The organism is Nocardioides sp. zg-DK7169, assembly GCF_013155365.1.
In the GTDB taxonomy this organism is placed as follows: Bacteria; Actinomycetota; Actinomycetes; order Propionibacteriales; family Nocardioidaceae; genus Nocardioides.
Genome location: NZ_JABJRA010000001.1, coordinates 99,892 through 119,277, shown reverse-complemented (window position 1 = coordinate 119,277; position 19,386 = coordinate 99,892). Strand labels below are relative to the sequence as shown.

Below are 19,386 nucleotides of genomic sequence, written 5' to 3'. Positions count from 1 at the left end.
CTACTCGAACACGTGTTCGAGGGCAATGGACTTTCCTCAGGGATCACGCCTGTGATGTCTCAAGACATCGGTGACAGTTCTGTGTCAGGACATCGGTGACACAACCGGGGTGCTTGGTGGTGACACTGTGTCCGCCTCGCGACTACTCAGTGGCCCAACGACGCTCCCCGCGGGGCGGTGTCGACCTTTTGCGCCGAGCACGAGATCTCCCGCAAGACGTTCTACGCGATCCGTGCCCGGGTCCGGCAGGAAGGGCCGGCTGCGGCGCTCGAGCCCCGCACCCGACGGCCAAGGAACAGCCCCACTAGGCTGAGCGATGAGGTCGAGCAGCAGGCCATCGGGGTCCGCGCCGCGTTGGAGTCTTCCGGCTTAGATCACGGCCCCATCAGCGTGGACGACAAGATGAAAGCGCTCGGACTCGCCCCGGTGCCCTCGATCGCGGCGCTGGCACGGATCTTCCGCGAAGCCGGCATCGCCAGACTCGAACCGAGGAAGCGGCCATGCGCGGCGTGGCGTCGGTTCGTCTATCCCGCGCCCAACGCGTCATCGATCGGTTGCAGGATCACGCACTTGCGTCCGTTGCTGGCAGCTCGACGCCACCGAGTACGTCCTGACCGGATCACCCCGCAACAGGCCTGGGACGCCGTCGAAGCTCCTCGCCCGAAACCAGTCCGGCCAGTCCACCGACCTCCCTTCCCGGTCCGCACCCCGCGTCCCAGGGCGCCCGCAGACCTGCCGCTCGACACCCGCGTTCGCACCGTCGCAACCAGCGGCAACATCGCCGTCGACACGGTCTTGTACAAGGTCGACGTGCAGCGCGCCTTCAAACACGTCCTGGTCATCACCGACGGCACAGCTCGGCGCCAAGATCACCATCACCAACCTCGACGGCGAGATCCTCGCCGAACACACCCGACCGCCTCACGGCGTGCGCTACGTCGGCAACGGTCGACCGCCCGGAACCCGCCCCAGCAAGCCCGAAGTGTCACCGAAGTCCTGAGACATCACACCCCAACGGTCCTCGCTCGTGGTCTCGGCAGACCCGACCGACGGCGGCCGCTCGACCGACGGCGGACGCGTGCTGCGTCAGCCGAAGGGGAGCGGCTCGGGGGCGAGGCTGACGGCCTTGGCGCGGGCGGCGGTGAGGTGGCGGCGGTGGTGCTGGCGGCACAGGACCTCGTAGGCGACGTTCGCGTCGCCGGCGGGCCCGCGCTCCTGCTCCTCGACGTCGCCGACGACGATGACCTCGCCCTCGGTGACCATGACGCCGTTCTCGGTGCGGGCGTTGTGGGTGGCTCGCTTGCCGCACCAGCACAGCGCCTCGACCTGCAGGACGTTCATGCGGTCGGCGAGCTCGACGAGGCGCTGGCTGCCCTCGAACAGCGCGGTGCGGAAGTCGGTGAGGATGCCGAAGGCGAACACGTCGATCTGCAGCTCGTCGACCAGCTTGGCGAGCTGGTCGATCTGCTTGCGGGTGTAGAACTGCGCCTCGTCGCACACCAGGTAGTCGATGCGCGCGCCCTGGGTGAGGGAGTCGACGACGTAGCGCCAGAAGTCGAAGTCGGCCTCGACCTCGATGGCGTCGTGGGTCAGGCCGAGGCGGCTGGAGACCTGCGCCTGACCGGTGCGGTCATGGGTCGTGAAGATCCGCCCGGACCGACCGCGCGCGGCGTGGTTGTGGTTGGTCTGGAGCGCGAGAGTGCTCTTGCCGGAGTCCATCGTCCCGGTGAAGAACTGCAGTTCGGCCACGCCTCGGAGTCTTTCACGAGGCCGCTGCGGGCAGGATGGCGGCATGACCGGACCCCTGATCTCGCCGCGCGAGCTGCGCGACCTGCTCGCCGCCAGCAAGGACGACGACGCTGCCTCCGTGACCGTGCTCGACGTGCGCTACCGCCTCGGCGGCCCGCCCGGCGCCCAGGAGTACGCCGCGGGTCACGTGCCGGGCGCGGCGTACGTCGACCTGGACACCGAGCTGGCGGCGCCGCCCGGGGAGGGTGGGCGCCACCCGCTGCCGGCGCCGGCGGACTTCGAGGCGGCCATGCGGCGTGCGGGCGTGCGCGCGGACCGGCCGGTGGTCGTGTACGACGACTGGTCCGGGCACGCCGCGGCCCGGTGCTGGTGGCTGCTGCGCCACCACGGCCACGACGACGTCCGGGTGCTCGACGGCGGCTGGTCGGCGTGGCTGGCCGAGGAGGGCCCGGTCGAGGTCGACACGCGGCGTCCGGAGCCGGGGGACTTCGTCGCAGCCCCGGGGCGGATGCCGGTGGTCGAGGCGGACGACGTCCTCGACGTCCCGGTCCTGGTCGACGCCCGGGCGCCGGAGCGCTACCGCGGCGAGACCGAGCCGGTCGACCCGGTCGCCGGCCACGTGCCCGGCGCGGTCAACGTCCCGACCACGACCAACCTGCGCGCCGACGGCCGGTTCCGATCCGCCGAGGAGATCCGCGCCCTCTACGCCGCCGCCGGGGTCAGTGGCGAGGAGGACATCGCGGTCTACTGCGGCTCCGGGGTCACGGCCGCCCACGACGTCCTGGCCCTCGAGCTGGCCGGGGTGCGCGCGGCGCTGTACCCGGGCAGCTGGAGCGGCTGGATCACCGACCCCTCGCGGCCGGTCGAGCGCGGCTGAGCACGCCGAGGCGGTGCCTCGGCGCTCGGCTCACTCCTGCTTGCCGCCGCCGAACATGATCTCGTCCCAGCTCGGGACCGAGGCCCGGCCACCGCGCTTGCGCGCCGTACGACGCGGTGCCGGCTCGGGAGCGAGCTCCAGCTCGAGCTCCGGCTCGGGGTCGCTCTCCGGCTCGCTGCTCGCGGCCGGAACTGCCTGCTGCTCCGTCTCGGACCCGTCCGATCCCGGGTCGGCGTCCAGCGCGACGGCGTCGGCGGCCTCCTCGGCCTGCGGGCTCTCGTCGGTGGGACGCGCGTCGAGGAACGCCTCCACCGGCTCGTCGGCGTCCGCGGGGTCGGCGGCCTCGGTGACCAGCTCGATGGCGTCCTCGCCCAGGGGCAGGTCCGCCTCGCCGGGTCGTACGGCGCCGAGGCGGCGCTGACGGGCGTCCTCGAGGTCGTTGCGGGCCGCGGCCGGGGCCTCCACGACGTCGCCGACCAGCCAGCGGGCGTCGTCGTCCTCGGGCACGACGTAGTTGCCGGGCATGTCGAAGGTGAAGTGCCCGGTGCCGCTGCGACGCGCGGTCGCGTAGGCGGCGGTGAGCGCCCAGCGGCCGTCGTCGCGACGCCAGGAGTCCCACTCCACGGCGTCGCTGGTCACGCTGATGCCGCGCAGGTGGCTCTCGACGGCGTCGCCGAGGGTGCGGGCGGAGCCGGTCCCCTCGCTGGTGCGGCGGCGTACGGAGGAGCGCTGCGCGCGCTGGGCGACGTGCTCGCGCTCGGCGAGCACGGGGCCGGCGAACGGCATGATGCGCTCCACCGTCGTGTGCGCCGCCTCCGCCACCGACTCCGGGGTCTCCCCGGCACGGATCCGTGCCTGGATGTCGCGGGGACGGAGGGCGCTGTCCATGTGTGTCTCCAACTGGCCGATGCGTGCGGTCTCGCCGCGCAGGGCGGCCCGGAGACGGGAGTCGATCTCGAGGGTGTGCTCGACCCCCGCGTCGCTGACCAGCAGCAGTCGCTTGCCGTCCTCGCTCACTCCTGCGAGCGTGAGGTGCGCCATCGCCTGCCCTGCTCCTGCCACGTCGTCGTGCGGTCTCCGGTCTGGTCGAGCCTACGCCAGAGCCGTCCGGTGAGGTCGGTAACCTCCATGCGTGCCGACAGTTCCGGGTGCGGACCCCGACATCACCCTCGTGGTGCTCGACCTCGTGGGAATCTTCGTGTTCGCCGTGACCGGCGCGATCGTGGGGGTGCGCAAGGGCCTCGACGTCTTCGGCTGCCTGATCCTGGCGGGCACGACGGGCCTCGGCGGCGGCTTCCTGCGCGACGTCCTGATCGGGGCCGTGCCCCCGGCCGCGCTCGCCGACTGGCGCTACCTGATGGCGCCGGTGGCCGCCGGGCTGCTCACCTTCTTCTTCCATCCCGCCGTCGGACGGATGGAACGCACCATCAACGTCCTGGACGCCTTCGGCCTCTCCGTCTTCTGCGTCTCCGGCGCCCTCAAGGCCCTGGAGTACGGCCTGGGCCCGCTCCCGGCCGCGCTGATGGGCATGGTCACCGGCGTCGGCGGCGGGATGCTGCGCGACGTGCTCGCCGGGCGCGTCCCGGTGGTGTTCCGTGGAGAGCTCTACGGGACCCCCGCCTTCGCCGGTGCCTGCATCGTGGTGCTGGGTGAGCGGGCCGGGCTGCCGATCCTGGTCGTCGCGCTCACCGGGGCCGTGGTCTGCCTGGTGTGGCGGCTGCTGGCGATCTGGCGGCACTGGCAGGCCCCGGTGCCGCGGGGGTCGGCCAGCGTCTGACCCGCCCGGGGCCGATGAGTTCTCCGTCGCGGCCCGGTCGGTCCCCTGCATGAGCAAGAAACGCAGTGCGGACTGTCCGTGGGGAGTGCCAGCATGACGGCCATGTCCCCTTCCAGCCCCGGTCTCGCGATCGAGACCCACGACCTGGTCCGTGTCTTCGGCTCCGAGCGCGCGGTCGACGGGGTCGACCTGGCGATCCCCACCGGGGGCGTCTACGGCGTGCTCGGCCCGAACGGCGCCGGCAAGACCACCACCATCCGGATGCTGGCCACGCTGCTCGAGCCCACGAGCGGCACCGCGCTGGTGCTGGGCCACGACGTGGTCCGGGAGGCCGCCAAGGTGCGCGCCCGGGTGGCGCTGACCGGCCAGTTCGCCTCCCTCGACGAGGACCTCACCGGTCACGAGAACCTCACCCTCCTGGCCCGGATGTACGGCTTCGGGCGGGCGGCCGCGCGCCACCGCGCCGACGAGCTGCTCGAGGCCTTCGACCTGGTCGACGCCGCGAAGCGGCAGGTCAAGGCCTACTCCGGCGGCATGCGGCGGCGCATCGACGTGGCCGGCTCGCTCGTGGTGCGTCCCGACCTGATGTTCCTCGACGAGCCGACCACCGGGCTCGACCCCCGCAGCCGCAACCAGGTCTGGGGGATCGTGCGCGCGCTGGTGGGGGCGGGGACCACCGTCCTGCTGACCACGCAGTACCTCGAGGAGGCCGACCAGCTCGCCGACCGGATCGCGGTCATCGACCGCGGCCGGGTGATCGCGGAGGGGACCAGCGGCGAGCTCAAGGCCTCGGTCGGCTCCGGCGCCCTGCACGTCCGGGTGGCCGACACCGCCGAGCGCGAGGAGGTGGCCCGGCTGCTGGCCGAGTCCCTCGACGCCGTGCCGGTCCTGGAGTCCGACCCCTCCGCGATCAGCATGCGGGTGGCCGCGCCCGGGCGGGTCGCGGCGGCGCTGCAGCGGGTCGGCGAGCACGGCCTGGCCGTCACCGAGTACGCCCTGGGCCAGCCCAGCCTCGACGAGGTGTTCCTCGCGCTCACCGGTCGCCCGGCACAGGAGAACGACCCGACGGACCAGGAGGTTCCGGCATGACCACGCAGCGAGAGTCCGGCGCCGAGACCCTGGTCGAGCGGACCCCCGACGAGCAGATCGCCGCAGCCCTCGGCTCCGGCGCGCGCCCGGACCTGCCCGGGCCGGTGAGCTCCTCGTTCAGCTTCGCGTGGCGGGCGCTGCTGAAGATCAAGCACGTCCCCGAGCAGCTCTTCGACGTGACGATGTTCCCGATCATGTTCACGCTGATGTTCACGTTCGTGTTCGGCGGGGCGATCGCGGGCTCGCCGCAGGACTACCTGCAGTACGCCCTGCCGGGGATCCTCACCCAGACGGTCGTCTTCATCACGATGTACACCGCGTTGACCATCAACACCGACATCGAGAAGGGCGTCTTCGACCGCTTCCGCTCGCTGCCGGTGTGGCGGCCCTCGCTGCTGGTGGGCGCGCTGCTCGGCGACACGCTGCGCTACGCGATGGCCTCGTTCATGGTGCTGGTGGTCGGGGTGGTGATCGGCTACCGCGCCCCCGGCGGGGTCCTCGGCGTGCTGCTCGCCGTGCTGCTGCTCCTCGCGTTCTGCTTCGCGCTGAGCTGGCTGTGGCTGATCGTCGGCTTCAAGGTCCGCACCCCCAACGCGGTCATGGGCGTCTCGATGATGGTGCTGTTCCCGCTCACGTTCATCAGCTCGGTCTTCGCCCCGCCGGAGACGATGCCGGGGTGGTTGCGCGCGTTCGTCGACGTCAACCCGGTCACCCTGCTCAACGAGGCGGCCCGCGGGCTGATGAATGACAACCCCGACGCCGGCGACATCCTGATCGTGCTGGTGATGTCGGTGGCGATCACCGCCGTGTTCGCCCCGCTCGCGCTGCGGCTCTACAACCGGCGCACCTGAGGCCCGCCGCGCCGGGCGCGGGCATCAGTCGCCCAGCACCCGGCGCAGGTAGGGGTTCGCGAAGACGCGGTCGGGGTCGAGCCGGTCGCGCACTGCGAGGAACTCCTCGAAGCGCGGGTACGCCGGGGCCAGGTCGGCCGCGGTCCGGGTGTGCACCTTGCCCCAGTGGGGCCGCCCGTCGTGGGCGCGCATGACCTGCTCCATCAGCGCGAAGTAGGCGTGGTGGTCGGCGTCGCGGTGCACGTGGAAGGCCAGGTAGAGCGAGTCGCGCCCCGAGGCCGTCGACAGCGCGATGTCGTCGGCCGGCGCGGTGCGCACCTCCACGGGGAAGCCCACCCGGAGCCCGGAGGCCTCCAGCGCCGCGCGGGCCTCGCGCAGCGCGGACAGGCCCGCCGCGCGCGGCACGGCGTACTCCATCTCGCGGAAGACGACGCGGCGCTCGGTGGTGAAGACGCGGTGCGGGACGTCGCTGTAGGTGCGGGCGCCCAGCGCGCGTGAGCTGACCCGGTTGATCAGCGGTACGGCGCGCGGGACCGCGTTGCCGAGCACGCACACGGCCCCGAAGAACCGGTTCGACAACAGGTCGTCGTCGAGGGTCGCGCGCCAGCGGGGGAGCGGTTCGGCCTCGTCGAGGTCGACGTCGAGGCGGTCGTTGCGCTTGAGCAGCACCCGGTCGGTGTGGGGGAACCAGTACATGTCGACGTGGTGGCTCTCCGCGCTGATCCGGTCGAAGTCCCCGAGCGCGGTGTCCCAGGCCATCGGCTCCTCGTGCGCCTCGAGCACGAACAGCGGCTCGACGCGGAAGGTCAGCGTGGTGAGCACGCCCAGGGCGCCCAGCCCGACGCGCGCGGCGTCGAAGACATCGGGGTGGTGCGTCGCGCTCGCGCGCAGCACCTCGCCGGTCCCGGTGACCAGCTCGAGGCCGGCGAGCTGGGCGGCCAGGCCGGCGGCGTGCCCGCCGCTGCCGTGGGTGCCGGTGGACACCGCCCCCGCGAGCGTCTGGCGGTCGATGTCGCCCATGTTGTGCAGGCTCAGCCCGAGACGCTCGAGCTCGGCGTTGAGCTCGAGGAGCGGGGTGCCGGCGTGCGCGGTCACCGTCATCGCGGCGCGGTCCACCTCGATGATCCCGCGCCGGACCGGGCGGAGCATCGTGTGCTCGGGGGCGGCGATCGCGGAGAAGCTGTGACCGGTGCCGACCATCTTGAGCGTCGTGCCGTCGGCGCGGGCACGCTCGACCTCCGCGACGACCTCGGTGGTGTCCACCGGGTCGACGATGCGCCGCGGACGCGCCGTCTCGAGACCCGACCAGTTCGTCCACGCCCAGCTCGTCCGCTCCGTCACGCGACGGGAGCCTAGTGGGCGGGCTCCTCCTGCGGGGCCGGCTCGTCGGGGGCCGGGACCTCGCGCGGCAGCAGCTGCGCGGCGGCGGCCGCGACCAGGCCGGCGGCGACGGTCACGAGGTAGGCGGCGGAGGAGCCGTGGTTGTCCACGACGACCCCGCTCAGCGTCGCCCCCGGGGCGACCCCCGCGGTGATGCCGGTCTGCACGATGGCCATCCCCTCGGTCAGACGCGAGGACGGCACCACCCGCTCGGTCAGCGAGAGGCAGGCGATCATCGTCGGCGCGATGGCCACACCGCCGACCAGCAGCAGCCCGCCCATGAGCAGCACGGAGTCGACGAAGTACAGCGGCGTCATCGCCAGGGCCATGCCGGCCGCGCCCCAGCGGACCCGGACCTCGGGCCCGCGCCTCCACACGATCGCGCCGACCACGACGCCGGAGGCGAGGCTGCCGAGCGCCCACAGCGCCAGCAGGGCGCCGGACCAGGCGCGGACGCCGCGTTCGTCGGCGAAGGCGACAGTGGTGACCTCGGCGGCGCCGAACAGCACCCCGAGCGCGGTCGCGACGACCCCGAGCGGCACCAGGGTGCGCCAGGGCAGCGGCGGGCGCACGCCGGAGGACCTGTCGCGCGGGTGGGCCGGGGGCTCGGTGCCGCGCTGCGCGGCGAAGGCGAGGCTGCCGCCCACGCCGGCGACCACGGCGACGGCGAGGCCGGCGACCGGGTGCACCGCGGTCGCGAGCATCGTGACCAGGATCGGGCCGAGGACGAACACGACCTCGTCGAGGACGGCCTCCAGCGCGAACGCCGTCTGGACCTGCGACGGCGCGTCGAGCACGTGCGCCCACCGGGCGCGCACGCACGAGCCGATCTGGGGCAGCGAGCCGCCCGCGACGACGGCGGCGGCGTAGGTGGCGGCCATCGGCCAGCCCGCCTCGACCGACTGCACGAGCAGCACCATGGCGACGCCGAACACGACGGCGGCGACGCTCAGGACGGTGCGCTGGCCGAGCCGGTCGAGCAGCCGGCCCTGGAAGATCGCGAGGATCGCGTTGGCCACCATGTAGGCGGCCGAGACCGCGCCGGCGACGCCGTAGGAGCCCGAGGCGGACTCGACGAGGAGCACGATGCCGAGGCCGGCCATCGAGATCGGGAGCCGGGCGACGAGGCCGGTGAGGCTGAACAGGAGCGCGCCGGGTTCGGCGAGCACCCGCCGGTAGGACGTGAGCACTGACATGGTGCTGGAAACGGTAGGTCCCCCTGCCCGTGCCGAGTGAATTGGTGGCCCGTCCCTACGATGGGGCCATGTCCGCCCAGCCCTACGACGCCGCCTCCCTCGTCGCTCCGTACGACGCCCTCCTGCTGGTCTCCTTCGGCGGCCCGGAGGGCCCCGACGACGTCGTCCCGTTCCTGGAGAACGTCACGCGCGGCCGGGGGATCCCGCGCGAGCGGCTGGCCGAGGTGGGGCAGCACTACAGCCTGTTCGGCGGACGCTCGCCCATCAACGACCAGAACCGCGCGTTCCTCGCCGCGCTGCGCGCGGACCTCGCCGAGGCCGGCATCGACCTGCCGGTCTACTGGGGCAACCGCAACTGGGACCCCTACCTGACCGACACCCTCGCGCAGATGGCCGCGGACGGCGTCACGCGTGCCGCGTGCTTCGTGACGAGCGCGTACTCCTCGTGGTCGAGCTGCCGGCAGTACCGCGAGAACCTCTGGGACGCCGCCGATGCCCTGCCCGGTGGCGTCGATGCCGCGCCGCAGCTGGACAAGCTGCGCCACTACTTCAACCACCCGGGGTTCGTGGAGCCGGTCGTCGACGGGGTGCTCGCCGCGCTCGCCGACCTGCCCGAGGAGGTCCGTGACGGGGCGCACCTGGCCTTCGTGACCCACTCGATCCCGGAGACGATGGCGGCCACCAGCGGCCCCGAGGGCGGCGCGTACGTCGCCCAGCACCTCGACGTCGCCGCGACCGCGGTCGCCCGCCTCGAGGAGGAGACCGGCCGCACCCACCCCCACGAGCTGGTCTACTGCTCGCGCTCCGGCGCGCCGCACATCCCGTGGCTGGAGCCGGACGTCAACGACCACCTCGAGGCGCTGCACGAGGCGGGGGTGCCGGCCGTGGTGATGGTGCCGGTCGGGTTCGTCTCGGACCACATGGAGGTCATCTACGACCTCGACACCGAGGCGATGGCGACCGCCGAGCGGCTCGGGCTCCCGGCCCGGCGCTCGGCCACCGCCGGCAACGACCCGCGCTTCGTGGCCGCCGTGCGCGACCTGCTCACCGAGCGTGCCGCCGTCGAGCGCGGCGAGGACGTGGCTCGCGTGTCGACCGGCGAGATCGGCCCGCTGTGGGACGCCTGCCCGCGCACCTGCTGCCCCAACCCCCGCGGCGAGCGCCCCGCCCTGTGCGGGGCCTGAGCACGGTGGGCCCGGACCTCGCGGCCGTCGCCCTGGAGGTGGCCCGCGCCGCCGCTGCTCTGGTCCGTGAGCGCGCCGCGCAGGGCGTGAGCGTCGCGGCCACCAAGTCCAGCGACGTCGACGTCGTCACCGAGACCGACCGGGCCAGCGAGGAGCTGATCCGGGCGATGCTGCGCGAGCGCCGTCCCCACGACGCGATCCTGGGCGAGGAGGGCGAGGACGAGGCGGGCACCAGCGGCGTGCGCTGGGTCGTCGACCCGATCGACGGCACCGTCAACTTCCTCTACGGCCTGCCGCAGTACGCCGTGTCGATCGCGGCCGAGGTCGATGGCACCATCGTGGCCGGGGTGGTGCTCAACGTCGCCACCGGCACCGAGTACGTCGGGCACGTCGGCGGGCCCGACCCGTCCGACGGGGGTCCGGTCGCCACTCGGGACGGCGTACCGATGTCCGTGCGCGGCCCCGCGCCGCTGGCGCAGCGCCTGGTCGCCACGGGGTTCTCCTACTCCGCCGAGCTGCGCCGGCTCCAGGCCGAGGCGCTGGTGCGGCTGCTGCCGCGGGTGCGCGACATCCGTCGGCTCGGGTCGTGCGCGCTCGACCTGTGCCACGTCGCCGAGGGCACCGTCGACGGGTACGTCGAGGAGGGCGTGCACCTGTGGGACCATGCGGCCGGGGCGCTGATCGCCCGCGCGGCCGGGGCCCGCACCGAGATCCTGCGTGGTGTCGGCGGCCGCGACCTGCTGCTGTGCGCCCCCGCCCACGGCTTCGAGGAGCTGCGCGAGGCGGTGCTGCTGGCCGGCTACGCCGATCCCACGACCGGCCTCGCGCCCGGCCCTACGACGGGCCCCACAGGGGTCTGACCCACCCGGCGGGCGCGGGAATAGCCGCGCCCGACCTGCTGTTCAGGCGGCGGTTCTCGGCACCACGCCCGGCCGGAGTGCACCGGTCACCCCGATGGTGCACAATCTGGCGCCGACGAGCCGACGGAGCCCGCACCCGGGCGTCCTGACCATCGAGGCGACGGGCAGCACCCAGGGAGGGAGTGAGCGGCCATGGCGACCGACTACGACGCGCCGCGCAAGAACGAGGAGGACCAGTCCGAGGAGAGCATCGAGGAGATCAAGGCGCGCCGCCACGACAAGCAGTCGGGCAAGGTCGACGAGGACGAGACCGAGGCGGCCGAGGCCTTCGAGCTGCCCGGAGCCGACCTGTCGCACGAGCAGCTCGCCGTCGAGGTCAAGCCCAAGCAGGACGACGAGTTCACCTGCATGAGCTGCTTCCTGGTGCACCACCGCTCGCAGCTGGCGAACCCGAAGACGATGATCTGCCGCGACTGCGCCTGAGCGCCCGACCGCCCGCACGGGCGGCGGACGGCATGACAACGGGCCGCGGCCCCCGAGGGGACCGCGGCCCGGTCACGTCGTGGGCCTACTTGCCGTCCTTGCGCAGGTCGGCGGGGAGGTGGCCGGTCGAGCGGGCGTAGTAGTTCGCCGCCTTGCGCTGGGCGAGCATCCGCGCCAGGCCGACCGCGACACCGCTGACCACGGCCCAGCTGACGGCCTCCCAGATCTCCACGTCGGGGTCCGCCGGGTTCTCCGGCGGCTTCTTGCCGGTGGTGACCTTCCAGGTGGTGTCGGCGGCCTTCTTCGCCATCGCGGCGGCACCGACGGCCGCGATCAGCGAGAAGATGGACCAGGTCTTGGAGCCTCCAGAAGCCATGGAAGAAATCTACCCACCCTGCCGCGCCTCATGCAGCGCGCTCAGTGCGCGGGCGAGCTCCTCGGGGTGGCGGGTGCTCAGCAGCCAGTACGGCGCGGGGTCGCGGGGATCGGTGATCACCACGCGCACGGAGCGCTTGAGGTAGGGGCGCAGCAGCAGGTGGGCACGGACGTCGGCATCCCTGCCAGCGGCCCGGCGGGTCTGCTCGGCGTCCAGCGCGGTCGCCGAGCCGAGGTGCTGCGCGGAGATCCGGGCGCGGCCGGCCTGGAGCTCGCCGTTCGCGACGGTGATCCGCGCCGAGCCGTAGGAGAGGAAGCCGGCGGCGATGAGCAGCGCGACGAGGGCGGTGATGAGCCACGCAAGCCCGCCGGGGAGGGCGACGACGACCGCCAGCCAGACGCTGGCCGTGAACATGAATCCCTGTGCCCACCAGCGCAGCGGCACGCCGAGGCGCTCGGAGTAGGCCACGGTGGAGGGCGAGGCGTCAGCGGAAGGGTGCGGCACGCCCCCAGTTTCCCATCCCGGTCGATACAGTCCGCGGGTGGCTCCTTCTCCCACCCCTTCCGCCTCCCCGACGAGCGGTGCCCTCGGCGCCGGTCCCGCAGCTCCCGCCGATCTCGAGATCCGGGTGCGACGCTTGGACCGTGACCTGCCGCTGCCGTCCTACGCCCACCCCGGCGACGCCGGCGCGGACCTGGTGACCACCGTCGACCTGCACCTGGCGCCGGGGGAGCGCGCCCTCGTGCCCACCGGGATCGCCCTGGCGCTGCCCGAGGGGTACGTCGCGCTGGTCCACCCCCGATCCGGGCTGGCGGCGCGCCACGGGCTGTCGATCCTCAACACGCCCGGGACCATCGACGCCGGCTACCGCGGCGAGGTGAAGGTCCTGCTGGTCAACCACGACCCCCGCGAGGCCATCGTGCTGAGCCGGGGCGACCGGATCGCCCAGCTGGTGGTCCAGCGCTTCGAGCGGGCTGCGTTCGTCGAGGTGGATGAACTCCCCGCCTCGGTGCGTGGTGAGGGCGGTTACGGTTCTACTGGAGGGTTCGCACGCGCCTGAGGCGCCCGCGCCCGCCTGCTGCCCCCGGCAGCGGCGCCCCACCTGCACGTCGAGCATCCACGCAGTCCGTCACGAGAGGCACCACCAGTGAAGTTCCGCCGCAAGTCCACTCCGGATTCCGCCGACACCTCGGCCGACGCGACCGGGACCTCTGGTGCGGAGCCGGCGCCCGAGCCGGAGCCGGCGGTCGGCCCGTTCGACGCCGCCGATCTGCCCGAGGGCGGCCCGCACCACGTCGACCTGGGCTCGTTGCTGGTCCCGCCGCTGCCCGGGCGCGACCTGCGCCTGCAGGTCAACGAGAAGACCGGCGAGGTGCAGGCCGTGCTGCTCGCCGGCCCCGACGGCGCCCTGGAGATCCGTGCGTTCGCGGCCCCACGCAACGGCGACCTGTGGGGCGAGGTGCGTCCCCAGATCGCAGCCGACATGACCCGACGCGGCGGCAGCGCCACCGAGCGCGAGGGCCACTTCGGCCCCGAGCTGGTGTGCCAGATGCCGGTGCGGGGCACCGACGGCGCCACCGGCACCCAGGCCTCGCGGATCGTGGGCATCAACGGCCCCCGCTGGCTGCTGCGCGCGACCCTGATGGGCCGCCCCGCCACCGAGACCGAGATCCCGCAGGACTGGGTCGACACGATCACCGCGATCGCCGTACGCCGCGGCTCCAGCCCGATGCCGGTCGGCGAGCCGCTCCCGGTGGTCATGCCCGAGTCCGCGCGGCGGGTCGACCCGCCGGCCGACTCCTGAACGGCGCCGACGCGTGAGCCGCCTGCGCCGCACCCTGCGTCGCTGGGCCGACACCGGCGACCAGGAGGCCCGCGACCTGCGTGAGGTCCACACCGGGCAGGGGCTCGACACCATCGCCGAGGCACCCGACCGGGAGCCGGTGCGGCTGCGCGGCACGCTGCGCACGGTCACGTTGCGCCCGCGCGGCGGCGTACCGGCCCTGGAGGCCGAGCTGGTCGACGGCACCGGCGCGCTCACCATCGTGTGGCTGGGCCGGCGCCGCATCGCCGGCATCCGGCCCGGCACCACCATCCAGGTCCAGGCACGCATCGGCGTCCAGGAGGGCGTCCGCATCATGTACAACCCCCGATACGAGCTGCTGCCGTGAGCGACGCGTCCCACGACCGCCACGACCCGCAGGGCCCCGACGCCCCGGCGCGTGCCGTCCCGACCGTGGCCACGGTCGAGGCGCTGGTGCGCTCCCAGATGGCGGCGGCGCTGGGCGGTCGCCGCGGGATGGTGGAGGCCGGCATCCCCGGCATGCTCTTCACGATCCTGTGGCTGACCACCAAGGAGCTCCAGCTCGCCCTGGTCGTCAGCCTCGCCGCGGTCGGCGCGGCCATCGTCGCGCGCCTGGTCCAACGCAGCACGCTGCAGTACGCGCTCAACGCGCTGTTCGCGATCGGCATCGGCTGGGTGTTCGTGCGGATCGCGGCCAGCTCGGGCGGCTCGGAGTCCGACCAGGCCCTGGCGTTCTTCCTGCCCGGGATCCTGGTCAGCCTGGGCTACACGATCGTGATGGCGGGCTCGTGCCTGGCGGGCTGGCCGTTCATCGGGTTCATGCTCGGCAGCGTCACCGGCGACCCCACGGCCTGGCACCAGGACAAGCAGATCGTGCGCCTGTGCAGCCGCCTGACCTGGGTGTTCCTGGCGCCGGGCGGGATCGGGGTGCTGCTCCAGGGCCCGGTGTGGCTGCTGGGGTGGGCCGACGTGATCGACGTCGACCTCGCGGTGCTGCTGCTCGGGGTGCTCCGCCTCGGGCTGGGCTGGCCGCTGCGCATCGCCTCGTGGAGCCTGATGATCTGGCTGCTGGCCCGCAACGCCACGCCCATCGGCGACGACGCGGACCAGCCCCAGGAGGCCTGAGCCCCGGTTGGCGCCTCGGGCCCGGCCTCAGCCGCCGTGGTGGCGGGGCGCCAGCAGGCGCTCCAGCTCGTCCTCGCGCTCGTCGGGCACCACGAAGAGCAGTTCGTCGCCGGACTCGATCGGCTGGTCGGCGTCGGGGGCGTAGACCTGCCCGTCGCGCAGGATGGTCACCAGCGCGCAGTTCTCCGGCAGCGGGATCAGCCCCGCCGGCTTCCCGACGTACGGCGAGTCCGCGGGGAGCGTCATCTCGACCAGGTTGGCGTTGCCCTGGCGGAAGGTGAAGAGCCGCACCAGGTCGCCGACCGTGACGGCCTCCTCGACCAGCGCCGACATGATGCGCGGGGTCGAGACGTTGACGTCGACGCCCCAGGCCTCGGTGAACAGCCACTCGTTGTTCGGGTGGTTCACGCGGCCGACGGTCCGTGGGACGCCGAACTCGGTCTTGGCCAGCAGCGAGGTGACCAGGTTGGCCTTGTCGTCGCCGGTGGCGGCGATGACCACGTCGCAGCGGTCCAGGCGGGCCTCCTCGAGCGAGGAGAGCTCGCAGCAGTCCGCGAGCAGCCACTCGGCGTCCGGGACCCGCTCGGGCTTGATCGATTCGGCCTTCTTGTCGATGAGCAGGACCTCGTGGCCGTTCTGGATCAGCTCGCGGGCGATCGAGCGCCCCACGGCGCCGGCTCCGGCGATGGCGACACGCATCTCAGGCCTCCTCGGGTCCGCGGTCGATGACCTTGAAGGCGTGGGCGGCGCCGTCCTCGCGCATCACCAGGTGGATCAGGTCGCCCTCCTGGATCACCGTGTCCCGGTTGGGCAGCATCCCCTCGCCGAGCCGGTCGATCCAGGCGATCCGGCTGCGAGTCTGGGCCTGGAAGTCGATGGTGCGCTGCCCGACCCACTGCTCGGTGATCGGCACCTGGTCGAGGCGGATCGTGCCGGAGGGGTCGCGGAAGTTGGGCTCCGCGCCGGCCGGCAGCAGCCGGCGCAGGACCTGGTCGGCCGTCCACTTCACCGTGGCCACGGTGGTGATGCCCAGACGTTGGTAGACCTCGGCGCGTCCCGGGTCGTAGATGCGGGCGACGACCTGCTGGATGCCGAAGGTCTCCCGCGCGACCCGCGCGGAGATGATGTTGGAGTTGTCGCCGCTGGAGACGGCCGCGAAGGCGTCCGCTCGCCGGATGCCGGCCCGCTCGAGGACCTGCTGGTCGAAGCCGTAGCCGACCACCTTGTCCCCGTTGAAGCCGGGTCCGAGGCGGCGGAACGCATCGGGTTCGCTGTCGATGACTGACACCGTGTGGTTGCGGTCCTCGAGGCTGCGCGCGAGCGTCGAACCGACGCGGCCGCAGCCCATGATCACGACATGCACAGCAGAACCGTAGCGCCCCTCGGATCGTGCGCCCGGGTGCCGTAGCCTCCGCTCGTGGGTGTCGGCGATGTCTCGAAGCGGATCCTCCTCGGCCGCAAGCTCCGCAGCTCGCAGATCGAGGGCACGTTGCTGCCCAAACGGGTCGCGCTGCCGGTGTTCGCCAGCGACGCGCTGTCGTCGGTGGCCTACGCCCCCGACGAGGTCTTCATCATGCTGTCGATCGCCGGCGCCTCGGCGTACGCGTGGTCGTGGAAGGTCGCGATCGCCGTCGCGATCGTGATGGCCGCGGTCGTCGCGTCGTACCGCCAGACCGTGCACGCCTATCCCAGCGGCGGCGGGGACTACGAGGTCGCGAAGGTCAACCTGGGCCCGGCGGCGGGCGCCACCGTGGGCAGCGCCCTGCTGGTCGACTACGTCCTCACGGTCGCGGTGTCGATCTCCGCGGGCGCGCAGTACGCCGCCTCCGCGGTCCCACTGCTCAGCGGGCACGAGGCGAGCTTCGCGATCGCGCTGATCGCGGTACTGATGGCGGTCAACCTGCGCGGGGTGCGCGAGTCGGGGACGATCTTCGCGATCCCGACCTACGTCTTCATGTTCGCGATCCTCGGCATGTGCGCGCTGGGGATGCTGCAGTGGGCCACCGGCGACCTCTCGCAGGTGGAGAGCGCGGACCTGAGCATCACCCCCGAGCCGGGGTGGGAGGAGCCGCTGACCACGATCGGGCTGGTGCTGCTGCTGGCCCGGGCCTTCTCCTCGGGCTGCGCGGCGCTCACCGGTGTCGAGGCGATCTCCAACGGCGTGCCGGCGTTCCGCCGTCCGAAGAGCCGCAACGCAGCCACCACGCTCCTGCTGCTGGCGATGATCGCGATCACGATGATGGTCAGTGTCATCGTCCTGGCCCGCCAGATGGGGCTGCGCTTCGTCGACCCCCACGACCTGGACCGGCTCACCCGCGACGGCGAGCCGCTGCCCGCCGACTACGACCAGCACGCCGTCATCGCCCAGATCGCCGAGGCGGTGTTCCGCGACTTCCCGCCCGGGTTCTACCTCGTGGTCGTGGTCACCGGGCTGATCCTGGTGCTGGCCGCGAACACCGCCTTCAACGGCTTCCCGGTGCTGGGCTCGATCCTCGCCCAGGACGGCTACGCGCCGCGGGCGCTCGGCTCGCGGGGTGACCGGCTCGCCTACAGCAACGGAATCGTGTTCCTCGCGGTGCTGGCGATGCTCCTGGTGTGGGCCTTCGACGCGCAGACCACCCGGCTGATCCAGCTCTACATCGTCGGGGTCTTCGTGTCCTTCAACCTCAGCCAGCTCGGCATGATCCGGCACTGGACCCGCCACCTGGCCACCGAGACCGACCCCGCCGCCCGCGCGAAGATGGTGCGCTCGCGGGTGATCAACACCGTCGGTCTGGCCTTCACCGCCGTGGTCCTGGTGATCGTGGTCATCACCAAGTTCCTCGAGGGGGCCTGGCTCACGATCCTGGCGATGGGCGTCTTCTTCGTGCTGATGCGCCGCATCCACCGCCACTACGAGAACGTCGCGGCGGAGCTCGCCGCCGACGAGGAGGACAAGGTGCTCCCGACCCGGGTGCACGCCATCGTGCTGGTCGCCAAGCTGCACAAGCCGACGCTGCGTGCCCTGGCCTACGCGAAGGCATCGCGCCCCAACGTGCTGGAGGCCGTCTACGTCGGCACCGACGACCTCGAGACCAACCGGCTGCTGGAGCAGTGGGATGATCGACGCATCGACGTGCCGCTGAAGGTCCTGCACTCGCCGTACCGCGAGCTGGTCCGACCGATCGTCGAGTACACCACCGCCATCCGCCGGGCGAGCCCGCGCGGCGTGGTCGCGGTGTACATCCCCGAGTACGTCGTCGGCCGCTGGTGGGAGCAGCTGCTGCACAACCAGACGGCGCTACGTCTCAAGACCCGCCTCCTCTTCAGCCCTGGTGTGATGGTGATATCCGTGCCCTTCCAACTGCGTTCCTCCGAGATCGCGCGCGAGCGTGAGCTTCGTGAGGACCTGCGTCCGCGCGCCGGCGACCTGCGCCGCGGCCGCGCCGTCCGCTCCCGCGACAAGCAGGTGCCGCGATGAGCCGCACCACGCGTCAGCGCCAGCCGCGCGGACGCTCCCGGGTGGGGGAGCGCCACACCGTCGAGGTCGGCCCGGTGGCCCACGGCGGGCACTGCGTGGCCCGGGTGCCGGTGGAGCCTGGCGGCACCGAGACGCGTGTCGTCTTCGTGCGCCACGCGATCCCGGGTGAGCGCGTGGTCCTCCAGGTCACCGAGGGCACCGACGGCGACCGCTTCTGGCGCGCCGACGCGATCGAGGTGCTCGAGGCGTCCCCGGACCGCGTCACGCCCCCGTGCCCGTACGCCGGACCGGGCCGCTGCGGCGGCTGCGACTTCCAGCACGTGGCGCTGGAGCGCCAGCGCGGGCTCAAGGCCGACGTCGTACGCGAGCAGCTGAGCCGCCTGGCCGGCCTGGACCGTGAGGTCGTGGTCGAGGCCGTGGCCGGCGACGTGCCGGAGAACCTCGCCGGGCTGCGCTGGCGCACCCGCGTGCAGTACGTCGACCTGCCGGGGCGCCGCCGCGGCATGCGTCAGCACCGCTCGCGCGCCACCGTCGCGGTCGAGGACTGCCTGATCGCACACCCCGCTGCGCGTGAGCCGGCTCCCGGTGACCTGACCGAGACCGTCGGGCAGCACGAGTTCACCGTCGCCGGTGACGGCTTCTGGCAGGTCCACCCCGGCGCGCCCGGCACCCTGGTCGAGGCGGTCCTGGAGGCGCTCGATCCCCGCCCCGGCGAGTCGGTCCTCGACCTGTACGCCGGCGTCGGGCTGTTCGCCCGCTTCCTCGCCGACCGGGTCGGCCCGACGGGCACGGTGGCAGCGGTCGAGGGCGACCGCGCCGCCGCCGAGCACGCCGTGGCCAACCTCGCCGACGTCCCGGGCGCGGAGGTGTCCTGTGGCAGCGTCGCCGACGTGCTGAGGGAGTCCTTCACCGCCCCCGTGGACCTGGTCGTGCTCGACCCGCCCCGCGAGGGCGCGCGCCGCGCGGTGGTCGAGCAGATCGTCGCGCGCACCCCGCGTGCGGTGGCCTACGTCGCCTGCGACCCCGCGGCCCTGGCCCGCGACATCGGCATCTTCGCCGAGCACGGCTACCAGCTGGCCAGCCTGCGCGCGTTCGACCTGTTCCCGATGACGCACCATGTCGAGTGCGTCGCATTGCTGACGAAAATCGGCTCTGACCTGCGGTAATTCGAAGTT

At 72.9% G+C, this 19,386-nt stretch carries 21 protein-coding genes and 1 pseudogene; 14 read left to right on the top strand and 8 right to left on the bottom strand.

The features are described 5' to 3' along the window. Positions 1 to 177: 177 nt before the first annotated feature. Positions 178 to 519: pseudogene (locus HOQ23_RS20640) on the top strand (helix-turn-helix domain-containing protein); the annotation flags it as partial. Between the two features lie 567 nt (positions 520 to 1,086). Here HOQ23_RS20640 and HOQ23_RS00535 read toward each other — a convergent pair. Further along, entirely contained in the window at positions 1,087 to 1,749 is a 663-nt protein-coding gene (locus HOQ23_RS00535) for a thymidine kinase (RefSeq protein WP_172210841.1), read from the bottom strand. A 43-nt stretch (positions 1,750 to 1,792) separates the two neighbouring features. Between HOQ23_RS00535 and HOQ23_RS00530 the strand changes: the two genes are divergently transcribed. After that, a complete protein-coding gene (locus tag HOQ23_RS00530) occupies positions 1,793 to 2,626 on the top strand; it encodes a sulfurtransferase (protein ID WP_172210839.1) in 834 nt (277 codons plus the stop codon). 30 nt (positions 2,627 to 2,656) lie between these two features. Here HOQ23_RS00530 and sepH read toward each other — a convergent pair whose 3' ends face one another. Further along, a complete protein-coding gene (sepH, locus tag HOQ23_RS00525) occupies positions 2,657 to 3,667 on the bottom strand; it encodes a septation protein SepH (protein WP_172210837.1) in 1,011 nt (336 codons plus the stop codon). A gap of 91 nt (positions 3,668 to 3,758) precedes the next feature. Between sepH and HOQ23_RS00520 the strand changes: the two genes are divergently transcribed. From HOQ23_RS00520 to HOQ23_RS00510, 3 genes are all read left to right on the top strand, one after another. Further along, the gene (locus HOQ23_RS00520; protein WP_367650311.1) at positions 3,759 to 4,403 is read left to right on the top strand and encodes a trimeric intracellular cation channel family protein; all 645 of its coding nucleotides are present in this window, start codon (positions 3,759 to 3,761) and stop codon (positions 4,401 to 4,403) included. A 102-nt stretch (positions 4,404 to 4,505) separates the two neighbouring features. Then, positions 4,506 to 5,492 (top strand): ATP-binding cassette domain-containing protein, encoded by a 987-nt coding sequence (locus tag HOQ23_RS00515; RefSeq protein WP_172210835.1) that lies wholly within the window; start codon positions 4,506 to 4,508, stop codon positions 5,490 to 5,492. Further along, complete coding sequence (locus HOQ23_RS00510; protein WP_172210833.1) at positions 5,489 to 6,343, top strand: ABC transporter permease; 855 nt, start codon at positions 5,489 to 5,491, stop codon at positions 6,341 to 6,343. The genes HOQ23_RS00515 and HOQ23_RS00510 overlap by 4 nt, the downstream gene beginning before the upstream one ends. Before the next feature lie 24 nt (positions 6,344 to 6,367). Here the strand turns inward: HOQ23_RS00510 and HOQ23_RS00505 are convergent, their stop codons facing one another. Together HOQ23_RS00505 and HOQ23_RS00500 are read right to left on the bottom strand one after the other, a co-directional pair. After that, a complete protein-coding gene (locus HOQ23_RS00505) occupies positions 6,368 to 7,684 on the bottom strand; it encodes a D-arabinono-1,4-lactone oxidase (protein WP_172210831.1) in 1,317 nt (438 codons plus the stop codon). Between the two features lie 11 nt (positions 7,685 to 7,695). Continuing rightward, positions 7,696 to 8,919: an MFS transporter gene (locus HOQ23_RS00500; RefSeq protein WP_172210829.1), complete on the bottom strand. Its 1,224-nt coding sequence runs from the start codon at positions 8,917 to 8,919 to the stop codon at positions 7,696 to 7,698. Between the two features lie 68 nt (positions 8,920 to 8,987). Here HOQ23_RS00500 and HOQ23_RS00495 point away from each other — a divergent pair, with 68 nt between their 5' ends. From HOQ23_RS00495 to HOQ23_RS00485, 3 genes are all read left to right on the top strand, one after another. Beyond that, positions 8,988 to 10,103, top strand: coding sequence for a ferrochelatase (locus HOQ23_RS00495; RefSeq protein ID WP_172210827.1), 1,116 nt, complete (start codon positions 8,988 to 8,990; stop codon positions 10,101 to 10,103). A gap of 5 nt (positions 10,104 to 10,108) precedes the next feature. Then, the gene (locus HOQ23_RS00490; protein ID WP_367650310.1) at positions 10,109 to 10,963 is read left to right on the top strand and encodes an inositol monophosphatase family protein; all 855 of its coding nucleotides are present in this window, start codon (positions 10,109 to 10,111) and stop codon (positions 10,961 to 10,963) included. Positions 10,964 to 11,155: 192 nt separating this feature from the next. Next, positions 11,156 to 11,446 carry a DUF4193 domain-containing protein gene (locus tag HOQ23_RS00485; RefSeq protein ID WP_172210825.1) on the top strand — a complete coding sequence of 97 codons (291 nt, stop codon included), beginning with the start codon at positions 11,156 to 11,158 and terminating at the stop codon, positions 11,444 to 11,446. 85 nt (positions 11,447 to 11,531) lie between these two features. On the opposite strand, the gene HOQ23_RS00480 is transcribed toward HOQ23_RS00485, so the two are convergent. Together HOQ23_RS00480 and HOQ23_RS00475 are read right to left on the bottom strand one after the other, a co-directional pair. Next, positions 11,532 to 11,822, bottom strand: coding sequence for a DUF4235 domain-containing protein (locus HOQ23_RS00480; protein ID WP_172210823.1), 291 nt, complete (start codon positions 11,820 to 11,822; stop codon positions 11,532 to 11,534). 9 nt (positions 11,823 to 11,831) lie between these two features. Beyond that, on the bottom strand, positions 11,832 to 12,326 hold the full coding sequence (locus tag HOQ23_RS00475; protein WP_367650309.1) for a DUF3093 domain-containing protein: 495 nt from the start codon (positions 12,324 to 12,326) through the stop codon (positions 11,832 to 11,834). A gap of 118 nt (positions 12,327 to 12,444) precedes the next feature. Here HOQ23_RS00475 and dut point away from each other — a divergent pair, with 118 nt between their 5' ends. From dut to HOQ23_RS00455, 4 genes are all read left to right on the top strand, one after another. After that, a complete protein-coding gene (gene dut / locus HOQ23_RS00470) occupies positions 12,445 to 12,882 on the top strand; it encodes a dUTP diphosphatase (RefSeq protein ID WP_367650338.1) in 438 nt (145 codons plus the stop codon). 87 nt (positions 12,883 to 12,969) lie between these two features. Then, positions 12,970 to 13,626, top strand: a complete 657-nt coding sequence (locus HOQ23_RS00465) for a DUF3710 domain-containing protein (protein WP_172210819.1) — start codon at positions 12,970 to 12,972, stop codon at positions 13,624 to 13,626. Between the two features lie 13 nt (positions 13,627 to 13,639). Then, on the top strand, positions 13,640 to 13,993 hold the full coding sequence (locus HOQ23_RS00460; protein ID WP_172210817.1) for an OB-fold nucleic acid binding domain-containing protein: 354 nt from the start codon (positions 13,640 to 13,642) through the stop codon (positions 13,991 to 13,993). Further along, on the top strand, positions 13,990 to 14,751 hold the full coding sequence (locus HOQ23_RS00455) for a DUF3159 domain-containing protein (RefSeq protein WP_367650308.1): 762 nt from the start codon (positions 13,990 to 13,992) through the stop codon (positions 14,749 to 14,751). The genes HOQ23_RS00460 and HOQ23_RS00455 overlap by 4 nt, the downstream gene beginning before the upstream one ends. Positions 14,752 to 14,778: 27 nt before the next feature. On the opposite strand, the gene HOQ23_RS00450 is transcribed toward HOQ23_RS00455, so the two are convergent. After that, positions 14,779 to 15,450 carry a TrkA family potassium uptake protein gene (locus tag HOQ23_RS00450; RefSeq protein ID WP_172210815.1) on the bottom strand — a complete coding sequence of 224 codons (672 nt, stop codon included), beginning with the start codon at positions 15,448 to 15,450 and terminating at the stop codon, positions 14,779 to 14,781. A 1-nt stretch (position 15,451) separates the two neighbouring features. Continuing rightward, on the bottom strand, positions 15,452 to 16,114 hold the full coding sequence (locus HOQ23_RS00445; RefSeq protein ID WP_172210813.1) for a TrkA family potassium uptake protein: 663 nt from the start codon (positions 16,112 to 16,114) through the stop codon (positions 15,452 to 15,454). A 54-nt stretch (positions 16,115 to 16,168) separates the two neighbouring features. Between HOQ23_RS00445 and HOQ23_RS00440 the strand changes: the two genes are divergently transcribed. Then, the gene (locus HOQ23_RS00440; protein WP_172210811.1) at positions 16,169 to 18,211 is read left to right on the top strand and encodes an APC family permease; all 2,043 of its coding nucleotides are present in this window, start codon (positions 16,169 to 16,171) and stop codon (positions 18,209 to 18,211) included. Then, entirely contained in the window at positions 18,208 to 19,377 is a 1,170-nt protein-coding gene (locus HOQ23_RS00435; RefSeq protein WP_172210809.1) for a class I SAM-dependent RNA methyltransferase, read from the top strand. Before HOQ23_RS00440 ends, HOQ23_RS00435 begins: the two co-directional genes overlap by 4 nt. Positions 19,378 to 19,386: the final 9 nt, after the last annotated feature.

What these genes read in the sequence shown, in the direction of transcription:
- HOQ23_RS00495 (WP_172210827.1), top strand. Translation starts at nt 8,988, where the DNA reads ATGTCCGCCCAGCCCTACGACGCCGCCTCCCTCGTCGCTCCGTACGAC.
- HOQ23_RS00450 (WP_172210815.1), bottom strand. Translation starts at nt 15,450, where the DNA reads ATGCGTGTCGCCATCGCCGGAGCCGGCGCCGTGGGGCGCTCGATCGCC.
- HOQ23_RS00510 (WP_172210833.1), top strand. Translation starts at nt 5,489, where the DNA reads ATGACCACGCAGCGAGAGTCCGGCGCCGAGACCCTGGTCGAGCGGACC.
- HOQ23_RS00480 (WP_172210823.1), bottom strand. Translation starts at nt 11,822, where the DNA reads ATGGCTTCTGGAGGCTCCAAGACCTGGTCCATCTTCTCGCTGATCGCG.
- HOQ23_RS00435 (WP_172210809.1), top strand. Translation starts at nt 18,208, where the DNA reads ATGAGCCGCACCACGCGTCAGCGCCAGCCGCGCGGACGCTCCCGGGTG.
- HOQ23_RS00500 (WP_172210829.1), bottom strand. Translation starts at nt 8,919, where the DNA reads ATGTCAGTGCTCACGTCCTACCGGCGGGTGCTCGCCGAACCCGGCGCG.
- HOQ23_RS00515 (WP_172210835.1), top strand. Translation starts at nt 4,506, where the DNA reads ATGTCCCCTTCCAGCCCCGGTCTCGCGATCGAGACCCACGACCTGGTC.
- sepH (WP_172210837.1), bottom strand. Translation starts at nt 3,667, where the DNA reads ATGGCGCACCTCACGCTCGCAGGAGTGAGCGAGGACGGCAAGCGACTG.
- HOQ23_RS00530 (WP_172210839.1), top strand. Translation starts at nt 1,793, where the DNA reads ATGACCGGACCCCTGATCTCGCCGCGCGAGCTGCGCGACCTGCTCGCC.
- HOQ23_RS00485 (WP_172210825.1), top strand. Translation starts at nt 11,156, where the DNA reads ATGGCGACCGACTACGACGCGCCGCGCAAGAACGAGGAGGACCAGTCC.